16 protein-coding genes are annotated in these 14,434 nt (G+C 71.9%); 7 read left to right on the forward strand and 9 right to left on the reverse strand.

The features are described 5' to 3' along the window. Positions 1–238: 238 nt before the first annotated feature. Both FYX01_RS10350 and bioB read left to right on the forward strand, forming a co-directional pair. The gene (locus tag FYX01_RS10350; RefSeq protein WP_150239935.1) at positions 239–850 is read left to right on the forward strand and encodes an HAD family hydrolase; all 612 of its coding nucleotides are present in this window, start codon (positions 239–241) and stop codon (positions 848–850) included. 182 nt (positions 851–1,032) lie between these two features. After that, complete coding sequence (gene bioB / locus FYX01_RS10355; RefSeq protein WP_150239936.1) at positions 1,033–2,094, forward strand: biotin synthase BioB; 1,062 nt, start codon at positions 1,033–1,035, stop codon at positions 2,092–2,094. 28 nt (positions 2,095–2,122) lie between these two features. Here bioB and FYX01_RS10360 read toward each other — a convergent pair whose 3' ends face one another. After that, positions 2,123–2,413, reverse strand: a complete 291-nt coding sequence (locus FYX01_RS10360; RefSeq protein WP_150239938.1) for a YiaA/YiaB family inner membrane protein — start codon at positions 2,411–2,413, stop codon at positions 2,123–2,125. A 70-nt stretch (positions 2,414–2,483) separates the two neighbouring features. Continuing rightward, entirely contained in the window at positions 2,484–3,662 is a 1,179-nt protein-coding gene (locus FYX01_RS10365) for an NAD(P)/FAD-dependent oxidoreductase (RefSeq protein ID WP_150239940.1), read from the reverse strand. 135 nt (positions 3,663–3,797) lie between these two features. On the opposite strand from FYX01_RS10365, the gene ddaH reads away from it, so the two are divergent. Next, positions 3,798–4,589, forward strand: a complete 792-nt coding sequence (ddaH, locus tag FYX01_RS10370; RefSeq protein ID WP_150240109.1) for a dimethylargininase — start codon at positions 3,798–3,800, stop codon at positions 4,587–4,589. 7 nt (positions 4,590–4,596) lie between these two features. Here the strand turns inward: ddaH and FYX01_RS10375 are convergent, their stop codons facing one another. From FYX01_RS10375 to FYX01_RS10385, 3 genes are all read right to left on the reverse strand, one after another. Then, positions 4,597–4,887 (reverse strand): hypothetical protein, encoded by a 291-nt coding sequence (locus FYX01_RS10375; RefSeq protein WP_150239942.1) that lies wholly within the window; start codon positions 4,885–4,887, stop codon positions 4,597–4,599. Between the two features lie 102 nt (positions 4,888–4,989). Beyond that, positions 4,990–6,090 (reverse strand): ABC transporter permease, encoded by a 1,101-nt coding sequence (locus FYX01_RS10380; protein WP_223830388.1) that lies wholly within the window; start codon positions 6,088–6,090, stop codon positions 4,990–4,992. Beyond that, positions 6,087–6,914 carry an ATP-binding cassette domain-containing protein gene (locus FYX01_RS10385; RefSeq protein WP_223830389.1) on the reverse strand — a complete coding sequence of 276 codons (828 nt, stop codon included), beginning with the start codon at positions 6,912–6,914 and terminating at the stop codon, positions 6,087–6,089. The genes FYX01_RS10380 and FYX01_RS10385 overlap by 4 nt, the downstream gene beginning before the upstream one ends. Before the next feature lie 260 nt (positions 6,915–7,174). Here FYX01_RS10385 and FYX01_RS10390 point away from each other — a divergent pair, with 260 nt between their 5' ends. The 3 genes from FYX01_RS10390 to FYX01_RS10400 all read left to right on the forward strand — a co-directional run bounded on the left by FYX01_RS10390 (position 7,175) and on the right by FYX01_RS10400 (position 9,759). After that, positions 7,175–7,585 carry a RidA family protein gene (locus FYX01_RS10390; protein WP_150239944.1) on the forward strand — a complete coding sequence of 137 codons (411 nt, stop codon included), beginning with the start codon at positions 7,175–7,177 and terminating at the stop codon, positions 7,583–7,585. Positions 7,586–7,743: 158 nt separating this feature from the next. After that, positions 7,744–8,706, forward strand: a complete 963-nt coding sequence (locus tag FYX01_RS10395; protein ID WP_150239947.1) for a helix-turn-helix transcriptional regulator — start codon at positions 7,744–7,746, stop codon at positions 8,704–8,706. Between the two features lie 138 nt (positions 8,707–8,844). Then, positions 8,845–9,759 carry a GNAT family N-acetyltransferase gene (locus FYX01_RS10400; protein WP_150239949.1) on the forward strand — a complete coding sequence of 305 codons (915 nt, stop codon included), beginning with the start codon at positions 8,845–8,847 and terminating at the stop codon, positions 9,757–9,759. On the opposite strand, the gene FYX01_RS10405 is transcribed toward FYX01_RS10400, so the two are convergent. Further along, a complete protein-coding gene (locus FYX01_RS10405; protein ID WP_150239951.1) occupies positions 9,737–10,753 on the reverse strand; it encodes a Gfo/Idh/MocA family protein in 1,017 nt (338 codons plus the stop codon). The genes FYX01_RS10400 and FYX01_RS10405 overlap by 23 nt on opposite strands. 128 nt (positions 10,754–10,881) lie before the next feature. On the opposite strand from FYX01_RS10405, the gene FYX01_RS10410 reads away from it, so the two are divergent. Next, the gene (locus tag FYX01_RS10410) at positions 10,882–11,274 is read left to right on the forward strand and encodes a hypothetical protein (protein WP_150239953.1); all 393 of its coding nucleotides are present in this window, start codon (positions 10,882–10,884) and stop codon (positions 11,272–11,274) included. Here the strand turns inward: FYX01_RS10410 and FYX01_RS10415 are convergent. From FYX01_RS10415 to FYX01_RS10425, 3 genes are read right to left on the reverse strand one after another with little or no spacing between them, the layout of a single operon-like run. Further along, on the reverse strand, positions 11,271–12,242 hold the full coding sequence (locus tag FYX01_RS10415; RefSeq protein WP_150239955.1) for a DUF4097 family beta strand repeat-containing protein: 972 nt from the start codon (positions 12,240–12,242) through the stop codon (positions 11,271–11,273). The genes FYX01_RS10410 and FYX01_RS10415 overlap by 4 nt on opposite strands. A 44-nt stretch (positions 12,243–12,286) precedes the next feature. Further along, complete coding sequence (locus FYX01_RS10420; RefSeq protein WP_150239957.1) at positions 12,287–12,991, reverse strand: response regulator transcription factor; 705 nt, start codon at positions 12,989–12,991, stop codon at positions 12,287–12,289. After that, the gene (locus FYX01_RS10425; protein WP_150240113.1) at positions 12,988–14,250 is read right to left on the reverse strand and encodes a sensor histidine kinase; all 1,263 of its coding nucleotides are present in this window, start codon (positions 14,248–14,250) and stop codon (positions 12,988–12,990) included. Before FYX01_RS10425 ends, FYX01_RS10420 begins: the two co-directional genes overlap by 4 nt. Between the last annotated feature and the right edge of the window lie 184 nt (positions 14,251–14,434).

Raw genomic sequence — 14,434 nt, forward strand, 5'->3', positions numbered from 1 at the left:
ATTCGCTTCCTTCCCCCGTGGCACAACAGTTGTCGCCCCAGGGTGACCACGCCGGCAGCGAAGCGTCACGGACAAAACGCCCATAGGCCAAAAGATGTCCAGTGTTTGGCACACAACCTGTATTGGTCACGGCCGACACGTGGTGGTCACGACACCGCCGGAGTCCTCATCCGAACGGGCCCGGGCGCGTACGATCTGGACGACGCCACTCCTGGGCCCCCGATGAAGAGGTGACCTCTTGACCGTGCTCTTCGACCTGTTCGGTGTGCTGGCATGCCACCAGTCCGAGGAGGGCAAGGACCGTCTGGTCCACGTCGCGGGCGCACCCGCCCCGGCCTTCTGGGAGGCGTACTGGGCGAGGCGCCCCTCATACGACCGAGCGGACGTGAGCGCCTCCGAGTACTGGCACCGTGTGGGCGAGGACCTGGGCGTGCGCTTCGACGGCCACCGGATCGCCGGGCTGGTCGAGGCCGACATCGCCAGCTGGAACGCCGTCGACGACACCATGGTCGCCCTGGTCGAGGAACTCGCGGCCTCGGGCCGACGGATCGGGCTGCTGTCCAACATCCCCGAGGAGCTGGCTCTGCACTACGAGGAGCACCATCCCTGGCTCCGCGGCTTCCACGTGCGTGCCTTCTCCTGCCGGATCGGCCACGTCAAGCCCGAACCGGAGGCCTACCGGTGGTGTCAGGATGCGTTGCGGACCGAACCGGAACGCGTCCTCTTCGTCGACGACCGTCAGGAGAACGTGCGGGGCGCCCGGGAGACGGGCATGCGCGCACACCTGTTCACCACCGCCGACCGGCTGAGGGAGGACCTCGCCCGCTGGGACGCCGCCGCCTCGGCCTGAGCCGGCGTCTCCGGCAGATCCGCCGCCGGCCCACTCCGCTCCTCCACGCGGAGCCTTGACCGTCACGCTTGGTACCGGGGTGCCACCGGAACGCAAACAGCCGTCCCGCACAAGACTTCTCCTGCGTTTTTGGCTTCTTCCGCGGCTGCGCCGTCCCCGCCCCGGGACCCAGGATCGTCTCCGTGACCACATTCCCTTCCCTGGCCGAGAAGGCCCTTCGCCGTGAGACGCCCACCCGCGACGAACTCCTCGGGGTTCTGCGCAGCTCCGACGACGCCCTGATGGACCTGGTCGCCGCCGCCTTCCAGGTCCGGCTGCGCTACTTCGAGCGCCGCGTCAAGCTCAACTACCTCGTGAACATCAAGAGCGGCCTGTGCCCGGAGGACTGCTTCTACTGCTCCCAGCGCCTGGGATCCGAGGCCGAGATCGTCAAGTACACCTGGCTCAAACCCGACCAGACCCGCGAGGCCGTCTCCCACGGGGTGAGGGCGGGTGCCGCCCGGGTCTGCCTGGTGGCCAGCGGGCGCGGACCCACCGACCGCGACGTGGAGCGCCTCGTCCCCGCCGTCGAGGGCATCAAGGCCGAGCACCCGGGCGTGGAGGTGTGCGCCTGCCTGGGCCTGCTCTCCGAGGGCCAGGCCGACCGGCTGCACGAGGCCGGGGCCGACGCCTACAACCACAACCTCAACACCTCGAAGGAGCGCTACGCCGACATCTGCACCACCCACGAGTTCGCCGACAGGGTGGACACCGTGGCCAGGGCCAAGCACGCCGGGCTCTCCCCCTGCTCCGGACTGATCACGGGGATGGGAGAGAGCGACGACGACCTGGTGGACGCCCTGTTCGCGCTGCGCGAGCTGGAACCGGACTCGGTGCCGGTCAACTTCCTCATGCCCTTCGAGGGAACTCCGCTGGAGGGCACCTGGGAACTGACCCCGCAGCGGTGCCTACGTGTCCTGGCCGCCACCCGGTTCGTCTTCCCCGACGTGGAGGTCCGTCTGGCCGGAGGCCGGGAGATCCACCTGCGCTCCCTGCAGCCGCTGGCGCTGCACATCGTCAACTCGCTCTTCCTGGGGGACTACCTCACCAGCGAGGGCCAGGAGGGCAGGGCCGACCTGGAGATGATCGCCGACGCCGGGTTCACCGTGCAGGGCGCGGGAGAGCCCACCCTGCCCAGTCGGCGTCACGGCCTGCTCAGGACCCGTCGGCGCGGCGCCGGAACCGCTCTTCCGCCCAACGCCTGACGCCGACACGGTCCGGGACCCCTCTGCCTCAGGGGCGCGGGACGGGCTGCTCGTTGCCGTACCAGAGGGGGACCTGCTGGTGGTTCTGCGCCGCCTCGGCGGCCAGCACGTCCTCCTGGCGGTCTCGCACGCACTTGGCCAGGGTGAAGGTGGAGGTGATGACGTAGAGCAGGCCCATGCCCAGGAAGGCACGGATCCACAGGTCGACGGGGAGATAGACGATCCCCGCGCCCACCCCGGCCGCCGAGGCCCCGAAGGACAGGACGGACTGGAGGAAGAACTGCGGGGTGGAGCGGGGCTGGGGAGTGTAGGTGTTCATGGCGTCCATGCTGCCGGTCGCCCCGGTCCCGCGCCTGAGTACGGCTACTCACCGTCCTCGGTGCGCCCTCTCAGCGTTGTGCCTCGCCCTCGGCCAGGGCCACGTTCCCCCGTACTTCGGCGACATCCTCGTCGGCGGGGGCAACCGTCCGGTCGGGGCGGAAGGGGGACAGGTCCACTCCGGGGTCCTCCCCCATCGCCAACCGGGCCGCGACCAGCCCCTGGAAGGGGCCGAAGGTCAGTCCTTCGCCGCCCAGCCCGGTCGCCACCACAACGCCGGGCAGCCGTTCCACGGGCCCCAGCAGTTGTCTGCCGTCGTGTGTGCCCGGCCGGAGGCCCACGCGCGTCTCCGCCACCGTGGCCTCGTCCAGGCCGGGCAGCACCTCCAGCGCGGTGGAGAGGTTGTGTAGCAGGCTTGAGGCCGTCACCCGCCGGTCGAACCCGGCCTCCGGTTCCAGCGTGCCACTGGTGACCACCCGGTCCGGGCCGAACGCCGACGCGAAGTACCCGCGCTCGCCGAAGCGCACCACCGGCCAGGCCCTGGTGTCCCGCCCGGGCAGCGCGAAGTGCGTCGTCTGCCCGCGGACCGGTCGCACGGGCAGGTCCACACCGGTGACCGCGAGCAGTCCGGCCGACCACGCGCCCGCCGCCACGACGACCATGGGCGCCTCCAGGTCCTCGGTGCCCACCCGCACGCCCGTCACGCGGTGACCGTTCCACAGCAGGCGGGTCTCGCCCTTGAAGTAGCGCAGGCCCCGCTCCTCCGCGGCGTTGAACAGGGCGGACCGTGCCACCGGAGCGTTCAGCCGGGCCATTCCCTGCACGAACACCCCGCCGTAGGACGCGGGTACCAGGGGGAACCGCTCGCGCGGCTCACCTGGGCCCAGCCGCTCCACCCGACCCATCGTGGTGAACTCCGGACGCTCGGACAGGGTGCGCATCAGCTCGAACCCGGCGTCGTCCCCCTCCAGGTCCACGGACATGCCTCCGACCACCTCGTAGCCGGTGGTCTGCCCGTCCTGGGCCAGTTCGGCCATCAGTCGCGGATAGTGCTCGGCCGCGCGGGCCTTGAAGTCCCACACCGGCCCGGTATCCCAGGGGAACGGCCACGGGTAGACGACCCCCAGTCCGGCGGCCGTGGCCTGTCCCGGGTGCGCGGCGTCCACCAGCGCGGTGGACACGCCCTTCTTGGCCAGGTGGAACGCCGCGCTCGTCCCCACGATCCCGCCACCGACAACGATCACGTCCATGGGGTTCACTCTGCCCCTCGGGCCGTTCACGGACAAGCCGGACGGCCCGCGTGCCGCACCCGGGAAACGGGTACGGGTGCGCGATAGGTTGTGCTCTCCCGAAATCCCCGCAGCCAGACCCTGGAGGACGTGTACGTGGACGGATACACCTACTACGGGGTCGCCCTGATGCGCCGCCCCAGCCCTGACCTGGCCCGGGGCCTCGTCACCCACATCCCCCGCGCGACGGTGGACCCGGTCCTGGCCGCACGCCAGTACACGATCTACCAGGAGGCCGTCGCCTCGGCCGGGTGGCGGGTGTGCGAGGTCGACGCGGCGCCCGCGCACCCGGACTCGGTGTTCGTGGAGGACACCGTGGTGGTGTGCGGAGACCTGGCGGTCCTGACCCGCCCCGGCGCCGAGGCCCGCCGCGGTGAGGTGGAGGGGGTCGAGCCGGTGGTGCGCGCGCTCGGACTGCGGGTGGCGCGCATCGAGGCGCCCGCGACCCTGGACGGTGGTGACGTGCTCCAGGTGGGCTCCACCGTCTACGTGGGGGTGGGCGGGCGCACCAACGCCGAGGGCGCCGCCCAGCTCGAACAGCTGCTCAAACCGTTGGGCAGGGAGGTCGAGCGTGTGGGGATGGGCGCGGCGCTGCACCTGAAGTCGGCGGTGACCGCGCTGCCGGACGGATCGCTCGTGGGTCTGCCCGACCTGGTGGAGACCGACGTCCTGCCGCCGGTGCGCCGCGCCGTCGAGGAGCCGGGCGCGCACGTGCTGCCGCTGGGCGGGCACGACGTCCTGGTCAGCGCGGCGGCGCACGAGACCATCCACCAGCTGACCGCCGACCGCTGGCGGGTGCTGCCGGTGGACATCTCCGAGTTCGAGAAGCTGGAGGCGTGCGTGACCTGTCTGAGTGTCCTGGTTGCGGACCAGGGCGCCGGTGCCTGAGACCCCGTCAGAGGGCGGGCCGTACGGCGTCCAGCCGGCCCGTGGCCACCAGCAGCCCGCCGTGACAGGTTCCCGAGCCCGCCGAGGGTTCGGGGGGTGCGGGCGCCGTGCGGTCGTGGCCGGTCCAGTCGAGCGCGGGGATCGTGCGCCCCGCCCTGGCAGCGAGTCCGGCGGCCGCCCGGCGGGCGTGGTCGGTGATGCGCTGCGGAGGCGGCCAGATCCCGGCCGAGGCGCGGTCCAGGCGTGCCGTGGCCGTGACACTCAGTGCGTGGGACGGTGCGCCATGCCGTGCCGTCACCCTTCGCCTCGGCTTCGTCATCGCCCGCGGCGACGTGTCGCGTCACGATCTCCCCGGCGAGGTCGGCCAGCCGGTGCGCGAGGCCCAGGTCCCCGTCGTCCTTCATCGGTCCCCTCCACTGGATCGCTGGGCCTCAACGTCGTCGACGCGACCGGTGCGGCTCCGCCTGCCGTCGCCGCTCGCATGCTCGGCGTATCCGCTCATCATGCCGGTCCCGGCGCGCGGGAGGTGGTGTCGGTTACCGCACCGGCAGGTGGTCCGGTGGAGGCGGCACAGCCAGCTCCGGCCGTAGCGGTGGGTGTGGGTGGGTGTGCCGTGGCCGTCGCGGTCCCGCGGACGGTGCTCCGGGGAGGGCGTCGGCGGGTGTTCCTGCTGATCGGGCCTGGAGAAGCGCCGCACGGCCAGAAACAGGCACAGCGCACCGAAGCAGGTCAGCGCCGCCAGTTCCTCCGCGACCGACGGCCGCAGACCCCACACCCGCAGGTTGGCGAACAGGGCGTCGGAGGCTGCGGCGGGCAGGTGGGCGGTGAGGGTGTGGCGTGCCGCTTCCACCGCGTGGGTCAACGGGTTGAGTGCGGTGAGCACCGTCAGCCAGGACGGTAGGACGCTGAGCGGGAAGAAGACCCCGGACAGCAGCACCAGCGGCCCCAGGAGCAGGCCGGTGACGGCCTGGAAGGTCTGCGGGCTGGGTAGGCAGACCGCCAGCAGTGCCCCCAGGGAGGTCAGCGCGAACGAGGCCAGCACCAGCACCGCCACGAGTGAGCCGAGCAGTGCCGGATCATAGGGCAGGCCCGCGGCTCCTGCGAAGACCAGCAGGACGGCGCCGTGGCAGGTGGCGGTGGTGGTGCCCGCGAGTACCTTGCCCAACAGCAGGGACCCGCGGCGCACGGGCGCCATGAGCATCTCGCGGAGGAAGCCGAGTTCGCGGTCCCCCAGGATCGATGCGCCGGTGGCGAGGGCCGGGGACTGGACCGCCATCACCATGACGCCGGGGAAGAGGAAGGTCACGTAGCCCACGCCCGAGCCGCCGTCGGACACGACCGTGCCCAACCCGATGCCCAGGGCGGCCATGAGCAGCATGGGCTGTACCAGGCTGAGCACCAGGCGTAGCCGCTCGCGTAGGAGGGTGATGATCTCGCGCCGCCACACGGCGGCCGTCGCGCGCGCCTCGGCGCCCAGCCGGGCCGCCATCGCCGTGCTCACGTGTGGGACCTTGCCTGGAAGCGCGGGTTGTGCCCCGCATGGTGCGGGAGCACGTCGTTCAGGCTCCGTGGGGGTGGGAGCACCAGGCGGACGGGGTCGTCGTCGAGACGGGAGCGGAGTTGGGCCGGGGTGCCCACGTCCCCCACCCGGCCCCGGTCCAGGACGGCCATCCGGTCGCAGTGGTCCGTCTCGGCCGGGTACTGGGTGCTCAGCAGCACCGTGGCACCGGACTCGCGGTGCACGCGGTGCAGGTACAGCCACACGTCGGCGCGCTCATGTGGGCCGAGGCCGACCGTGGGCTCGTCCATGAGCAGGACCTCGGGGTGGTGCAGCAGGCTCCGGACGATCTCCAGGCGCCGCTTCGCCCCGCCGGGGAGTGTGCTCACCAGCGCATGCCGCCGGTCGGTCAGGCCGGCCAGGGCCAGCATCGAGGTGATGCGCCGGTGTGTCCGGCGGCGCGCGAGGCCGTGGAGGGCGGCGTGCACACGCAGGTTCTCCTCGACCGTGAGCCTGCCGTCCAGGGTGGTGCTCTGGAACACCACGCCGATGGAGCGACGGACCCCGACGGGGTCGGTGCGCACATCGCGTCCGGCCACCCACAGGCTTCCGGAGGTGGGGCGGACCAGCGCGCACAGCATCGCGATGGTGGTGGACTTGCCCGCTCCGGTGGGGCCCAGCAGTCCGAAGATCTCCCCGGGGCGCACCAGCAGGTCGATCCCGCGGACCGCCTCCGCCCCGGAATAGGTCTTGACCAGGCTTTCGGCTCGGACCGCCGGAGGACGTGGGATCGCGCCCCGGGCGTATTCGGTGTTGGGGAGTGTCACTCCGGATGGGCTACCGGCGTGGATTCCTGGTTCCAATTCACTCCTCAAGGGGGCAAAACGCCCAACGTCTGGTGGACGATTGGGGGTGTCCGCCGACGAAGCCGTTTTCTGCGTGGGGGTTCGGGGGTCAAGCTCGCGGCAAAGCTACCCGAGGTGGTTTACCGATAACAACCAGTTGCCATGAAGGAGGGGGCCGGAACCTCCCGGATGGACGCGTGCGTTATCCAGGACGTATCGACCGACGAACACCCGGGAGCACGATGAGCGCTGTCACGCTGATCCGCAGCCAGAGCCTGACCGGGGCCGTGGACTACGCCTACGCCGCCACGGCCCAGTCGCCCGCGCGGGTGGTGTGGACCGCGGGCGCCTGTCCACTCGACACCGAGGGCAGGACCGTCGCCGTGGGCGACTACGCGGGTCAGGCCGAGCAGGTCATGCGCAACCTGCGTACCGCCCTGAACGACGCCGGGGCCGACCTGACCGACGTCGTCAGGACCACGGTGTACGTCGCCTCCACCCGCCGGGAGGACCTGGTCCGGGCCTGGAAGGTGGTACGCGCCCACATGGGCGTGCACGACGCGCCCGGCACTCTGCTCGGGGTGACCGTGCTCGGCTACGAGGACCAGCTGGTCGAGGTGGAGGCGGTCGCCGTCGTGTCCGCGGCCGACTGACCCCGCGCCGGAGGCGGTCGGGGTCGGCGGGCGCCGGGTCGGCCCTGCTCGCCTTGACCTCCTCCCCCGCCGTGCTCCTGGCGGACCGCTCCGGTGTGCACGAGCATCCGTGCGAGTACAGGACCGGATCTGTCCTTCACTCCTGGCAGACTGCGCTCATGAGAGCGACCTCCGCACGCCTGTTGCGCTTGCTGTCCCTCCTGCAGACACGCAAGGACTGGCCGGGTGGCGAACTGGCCGAACGGCTCCGGGTGAGCCCGCGCACCGTGCGCCGGGACGTGGACCGGCTGCGCGAGCTGGGCTATCCCATCCAGGCGACCATGGGCACCGGGGGCGGCTACCAGCTCGGTGCGGGCGCCTCCCTGCCGCCGCTGCTGCTGGACGACGACGAGGCCGTGGCGGTCGCCGTGGGGCTGCGTACCGCCGCCCAGGGCGGGGTGTCGGGGATCGAGGAGACCTCGGTGCGTGCCCTGGCCAAACTCCTGCAGGTACTGCCCTCGCGGTTGCGTCGCAGGGCGGACGCCGTGGGGACCTTCACCGTTCCCATGCCCGCCGGAGGGCCCATGGTCGACGCCGCCACGCTGGCACTGGTGGCCGCCACCTGCCGGGACAGCGAGCGGCTGCGCTTCGACTACGAGCGCCACGACGGCAGCGCCTCACGCCGGACCGTGGAGCCCCACCGGCTGGTCGCGCGGGGGCGGCGCTGGTACCTGGTGGCCTGGGACACCGCCCGCGAAGACTGGCGCACCTTCCGGGTGGACCGGATGCGCCCGCTCACCCCGACCGGCCCGCGCGTGCCCCCGCGCGACCCGCCCGGGCAGGGCGTGGTCGCCTACCTGGAGGAGCGGATGAACGTGCGCATGTGGCCCGTGCGGGCGCGGATCAGGTTGTTCGTCCCGGCGGAGGAGGCCGAGCGCACGGCGGGCGGCTACGGGCGGATCGAGCCGGTGGACGAGCGCTCGTGCGTGCTGGTGTGCTCCGGGGGCTCGCTGCTGCACATGGCCTGTTACCTGGGCATGCTCGACATGGACATGGACATGGAGGTGGAGGAGCCGGAGGAGTTGCGTGGGCACATGGCCCGTCTGGCCACCAGGTTCGGCCGTGCGGCGGCCTCCGGCTGAAACCCCCGGATACGCCGCTGCGCTTCGGTGCGGTGGCCCCGCCACTCCCCGATTGGGCGAAGTCCGCCCGGACGCACGCCAGAACCGCTACTTTGGGGAACCATTCACATCCGAGGAGTAGCGAAGGCAGTGGTGTAGGTGTCCGTCCAGATCAAGAGCCCCGAACTGCGCGGCCTGAGCACGCCGCCCACCGTGCGGGACCTGTGCCCCGGCTACCGCGTCGCACGCTGGGACTCCCCCGCCGCCCTGTCACCACCCTGTCGGGAGCGCCTCCACCACACCCTGCGCGACCTGGCCGCACGCGCCTTCGGCGCCGACCACTCCGGCTACTGGCGCACTCGCGTCGAGGCCGGGTTCTTCGACCAGATCGCCACCCTGGCGCTCATCCTGGGCCCCGACGGCTCCCCCGTCGGCTGGGGCGGCTACCACCGCCGCCGTTTCGCCTCCCGGCGCGCCCTGTACCTGGACGCCGCGGGCGTGGTCCCCGCCCACCGCCGGTTCGGCCTCTCCGCCGCCCTGATGACCCACTTCCTGGCCCGCGAGATCCTCCTTCACCCGCTCCGGCGCACCTACGTGGTCCTGCGCACCCGCCACCCGGCCGTCTACGCCGGATGGCGCAAGGGCCTGGGCGCCGCCCGTGTCTTCCCCAACGAGTTCCGGCCCCTCCCCGCTCGGGTCCGGCGCATCGCGGGCGAGGCCGCGGAATGGCTGGGTGACGGCCCCCGCCTGGAGACCGACACCCTGCTCGTCCGCGACGCCTACCGCATGTTCGACGGCGAGATCTACGGCACCCGGCCCCGCAGCGGCCACACTCCGCTCGACGACTACTTCTCCCACCAGGTCGGCCCCAAGGACGCCGTCCTGGTCGTGGCCCGCACGAGCGCGCCCGTTCTGGCACGGGTCACCGCGGCACGCGTGCTGCGGGCGCGGGCCCAGACCATGCCGGTGGTCGGCGGCCGCCCCGTGCGCGGCGCCGACCCCGTGGACCCGGTCTCGGGGACCGCGCCCAGCGGGGCGGGCCCGGCCGGACTCATGCCAGGGGTACGGCCTTGACGGTGGCCGGGCTGTAGACCAGGCCGCCCATGTCGCGGATCCGGTCGGTGAGCTGGGCCAGGTGCAGGCTCTCCGCCCAGGGCATGTCGGGGCTCTCGCGCTCGCCCGCGGCCACGCGGCGCGCCACCTCCTCGGCCTCGTACTCGTAGCCGTTGGCGCGGAAGGGCCGGTGGAACTCCTCCGGCTCACGCCCGTCGCGGTGCAGCACCACCTCGGTGGCCGCCCAGAAGTGCGGGATCTCCAGCCACCCCCCGGACCCGGCCAGCACCGCCCGGTTGGGCAGTGTGGTGCGCGAGGAGCACGTCAGCGAGCCGGTGCCGCCGTTCTCACCGCGCACGAGCACGCTGGTGTGGGTGTCCACCATCCGGTCGGGCGACAACTGCCGGGTGGCGCCCACGACGGTCAGCTCGCCCAGGTACTGGGAGGCGAGGGCCAGCGGGTACACGCCCAGGTCGAGCAGGGCGCCGCCGCCCAGGTCGGCGTTGAAGATCCGGTGGTCGGGGTCGTAGGGGACGTTGCTGCCGAACTCCGCCGAGATCCAGGTCACCTCGCCGATAGCCCCGTCCCCGACCAGGTCGCGCACCAGGCGGGAGGCGGGCAGGTAGCGGGTCCACATCGCCTCCATCAGGAAGCGGTCGTTGTCGCGGGCCGCCGCCGTCATCTCCGCCACCTGGAGGGCGTTCATGGCCATGGGCTTCTCGACCAGCACGTGTTTGCCCGCGTTCAGGCAGGTCAGGGTGTTGGGATGGTGCCAGGGGTGGGGGGTGGCCACGTACACGGCGTCCACCTCGGGGCTCTTGGCCAGGTCCTCGTAGTTGCCGTGGCGTTCGGTGATGCCCCAGGCATCGGCGAACTCCTCGGCCCGTTCGGGGGTACGTGAGCCGACCGCGGTGATGCGGGCCGTGGGTGTGGCCCTGAGCCCTTCGACGAAGGAGTGTGCGATACCGCCGGTCCCGACCACGCCCCAGCGCAGTCCGCCGTTGTCATCTGTCATGGGAGCATCCTAAAAACACGGTCATCTCGGGATCGAGGCGGGGAAGGTACTCGGATTCCCCGCCCCGGGACCGTACGGTGTCCAGGGACGCGGGCGAGGCCGCCCGTAGGCCACGAACGGAGGAGGACATGACGAAGACCCTCTCCCAGAGGCTCGGGGTGCAGCCCGGTGACCGGCTGCTCGTTCTCAACGCCCCGGAGCGCTACCTGCGACTGCTGGATCCGCCCCCCGACATCCACATCGACCTGGGCCCCATCGAGGGCGCCGAGTACGACGACGTCCACATGTTCGCCCTGGACCGGGGGACCGTGGACCGCGAGGCGCCCCGGACGCTGGCCCTGGTGGGTCCGCGCACCCGCCTGTGGATGTGCTATCCCCAGCGCGGCGGGACCATCATCACCGACCTGGCCGCCGACAAGGGCTGGGACCTCCTCGTGGACTCCGGGTGGCGCAGCACCGCCCAGGTGCCGATCGACTCGGACTGGGCGGCGCTGCGCTTCGAACGCGTCGGGAGCCCCTAACCGGGGGTGACGGTCAGGGAGCCGCTGACAGTATCGGCCTCGATGCGCGAGTCCGCCTCCGGGGAGGTGCCCACCTCCACCTCGCGCGAGCCGGACATGGACTCGCCGGTGACGTCGTAGGTGCCCTCGGGCACCCGCACGTCGATACCGCCGCTGGTGCTCTCCAGACTCAGCAGGTCGAAGGCCTCGTCGGTGGTGACCTCGATACTCCCCGAGACCGTGGAGGCCTGTGCCTCGGTGAAGCCCCCGCCCACGTCCAGGCCGCCGCTGGTGCTCTCGGCCACGACCGTGCGCGCGTCGAACCCGGACACGTCCACCCTCCCGGACGTGCTCCTGGCCTCCAGCCGCTCGCCCGTGCCCTCGGCGGTGATCTTGCCGCTGGTGGTCTCGGCGGCCAGTGATCCCTCCACCCCGGACACGTCGATCTCGCCGCTGGTGGTCTCGACGGTGACGTCGCCGCTGTTACCCGACACCTCCACCTCACCACTGGTGCTGGACAGGCCCAGGAAGCCGTCGACGCCCTCAGCGCTGATCTCGCCGCTGATGGTCTCCACTATCACCTCGGTCCCCGCCGGGACGGCCACCTCGTAGTCGATCGCGCAGCCGCTGAGGAAAGGCACGCCCACGCAGAGGGCCTCCACCCGCAGAGCCTCCCCGTCCTCGCGGACGGTCTCCTCGGGCTTGGTGAGGGGGGTCCCCCGCAGGGTGCGGTCCACCCGCACCTCGTCTCCGCCACCGGTGAGGGTGACCTCGCCCCCGGTGCGGTTGTCGATCCGCACGGTCCGGGGGCCGTCGAACGTGTCGCTTCGGTCCCCGCGGTCCACGCCCACGCTGCCCAGGACCGAGAACGCGGTCGCCACCACCAGGGCCACCACCAGCACCGCGCCCAGGACCAGCCACGGCCCCACGCGGAACCTGCGCGGCTCCTTGCTCGACGAGGCGTACAGGCCCCGCGCCTTGAATGTCACGGTCTTTCCTTTCCGGCGGGCTCGCGCCCCCTTGGTGTAGGCGGTCAGGTCCGGTCCGCGCCGCGCAGGTAGCGCAGGACGGCCTGAACCCTGCGGTGGTCGTGGTCGTCCTGGCTCAGGTCGAGCTTGGTGAAGATCGAGCGGATGTGCTTTTCCACGGCGCGTTCGGTGACGGTCAGCCGGGCCGCGATACCCGCGTTGTTGAGCCCCTGCGCCATCACCTCCAGCACCTCGGCCTCGCGGGGGGTGAGACGGTCCAGCGCGTTGTCCCGGTTCCTGCTGAGCAGCTGTGAGACTACCTCGGGGTCGATGGCCGCACCGCCTCCGGCCACCCGGCGCAGTACTCCCAGGAACTCGTCGATGTCGGCGACCCGGTCCTTGAGCAGGTAGCCGACCTTGCTGGACCCGCCTCCCAGCAGGTCGGCGGCGTAGCGGCTGACCACGTGCTGGGACAGCAGCAGCACCGCCACCTCCGGGTGCCTCTGACGGATGGCGATGCCCGCCTGGATGCCCTCCTCGGAGTAGGTGGGCGGCATGCGGATGTCGACCAGGCACAGGTCCACGTCGGGGTGCTCCTCCACCGCGCGCAGCAGGGCCTCGGCGTCTCCGACCTGTTCGACGATCTCCACACCCGAGTCCTCCAGTAATCGGGCCATCCCGCTGCGCAGCAGCACCGAGTCCTCGGCGATGACCACCCGGGGGCCCTTCTCGGCTGACGGTGTGGGATGAGCGCTGGTGTGCACGGTCATGCCTCCCAGGGGATGTCGGCGGTCAGAACGGTGCCCTCACCCGAGGGGCTGTGTACGGTCAGGGTGCCGTCGACCGCGTCCACGCGGTCCCACAGGCCGTACAGGCCCGTACCCGCCTCGGGATCGGCCCCTCCGACGCCGTCGTCGGTGACGGTGAGCCGCAGCAGGTCGCGACCGCGCCGGGTCGGGCGCGGTATCCGCTCGGCGGCCACGGTGATCCGTGTGGCATCGGCGTGCTTGGCGATGTTGGTGAGCGCCTCACAGGCCACGTAGTAGGCCACCCCCTCGGCCCGCGGTGAGGGGCGCTCCGGCAGTTCGACGTCGACCCGCACGGGCACCGGGGCGCGTCCGGCGGCCACGGGCAGGGCCGCGCCCAGTCCGTGGTCGGTCAGGACACGGGGGTGGAGTCCGCGTGCGACCTGGCGCAACTCGTCCATGACCTCCCGGGACTCGTGCTGGGCCTCGGTGATCAGCTCCAGAGCCGTCTCGGGGTCGGTGCTCACACGTGAACGGGCCCGGGTCAGGGTCATGGACAGGGCGAGGAGCCGCTGTTGGGCGCCGTCGTGCAGGTCGCGTTCGATGCGGCGCCGCTCGGACTCGGCGGCGTCGACCATGCGCAGACGGCTGTCCTGGACGTGGACCAGGCGGCGGCGGATGCGCACCTCGGGGGCCTCGAACAGCAGCATGCGGTGCAGCAGGACCTCGGTGGCGACGATGACGGGGGCCAGGCGCAGGCCCACGAGGGCGCACAGCGGGCCGACCACGACCAGGACCAGCGGGCCGACCAGATCGCCGGGGGCGCCCTGGACCAGCACGAACACGATGCCGACCAGAGCGCCGACGGCGGCCGCGCCTCCGCACACCACCAGCACCACCACCACGCCCGCGGCCAGGAGGCCGTGGGCTCCGGCGACGGTGCTGTAGACGATCGCCGACCAGGCGTCGCGTCCGAGCAGGAACCGCGAGGCGCGCAGGAGTGGGTTGTCCTCGGCCAGGGGGTCGGGCGGGCTGGTCTCCACGATCCCGAACACGTTGTCCAACCGGTTGCGCTGGACGCGGCAGGCCAGGCGGGCCAGCAGGATCGCGGCGACCGGGAGGGCCACCAGGAAGGCGACGGCGTCGACGACCAGTTGGCCGGGCTCACGCCGGGGCACGTCGGGCTGCCAGGGGGCGGTGAGCGCGAAGCCGATCCAGGTGGCCGAGACGATGAGCATGAACACGGGCACCAGGTAGAACAGGGCCAGGGCCAGGGAGGTCATCAGATGCAGGACCTCGACCAGGCGCACCCGCCAGGTGGCCCCGTAGGCTTCGGCGACACGGGGCAGGCCGGCGGGGGAGAGCGGGGAAGCCCCGTCCCCGCCTCCGCTCACGCTGTCGTGTGTGCTCTGACCGGTCACGGAACCAATCTAGGTTTGACGGCTCCGGTGACACGAGGCCATCAGC

This window comes from Nocardiopsis quinghaiensis, from assembly GCF_008638365.1.
GTDB lineage: Bacteria > Actinomycetota > Actinomycetes > Streptosporangiales > Streptosporangiaceae > Nocardiopsis > Nocardiopsis quinghaiensis.

What these genes read in the sequence shown, in the direction of transcription:
- FYX01_RS10395 (WP_150239947.1), top strand. Translation starts at nt 7,744, where the DNA reads ATGAGAGCGACCTCCGCACGCCTGTTGCGCTTGCTGTCCCTCCTGCAG.
- FYX01_RS10405 (WP_150239951.1), bottom strand. Translation starts at nt 10,753, where the DNA reads ATGACAGATGACAACGGCGGACTGCGCTGGGGCGTGGTCGGGACCGGC.
- FYX01_RS10390 (WP_150239944.1), top strand. Translation starts at nt 7,175, where the DNA reads ATGAGCGCTGTCACGCTGATCCGCAGCCAGAGCCTGACCGGGGCCGTG.
- FYX01_RS10360 (WP_150239938.1), bottom strand. Translation starts at nt 2,413, where the DNA reads ATGAACACCTACACTCCCCAGCCCCGCTCCACCCCGCAGTTCTTCCTC.
- FYX01_RS10365 (WP_150239940.1), bottom strand. Translation starts at nt 3,662, where the DNA reads ATGGACGTGATCGTTGTCGGTGGCGGGATCGTGGGGACGAGCGCGGCG.
- FYX01_RS10410 (WP_150239953.1), top strand. Translation starts at nt 10,882, where the DNA reads ATGACGAAGACCCTCTCCCAGAGGCTCGGGGTGCAGCCCGGTGACCGG.
- FYX01_RS10425 (WP_150240113.1), bottom strand. Translation starts at nt 14,250, where the DNA reads ATGACCTCCCTGGCCCTGGCCCTGTTCTACCTGGTGCCCGTGTTCATG.
- FYX01_RS10420 (WP_150239957.1), bottom strand. Translation starts at nt 12,991, where the DNA reads ATGACCGTGCACACCAGCGCTCATCCCACACCGTCAGCCGAGAAGGGC.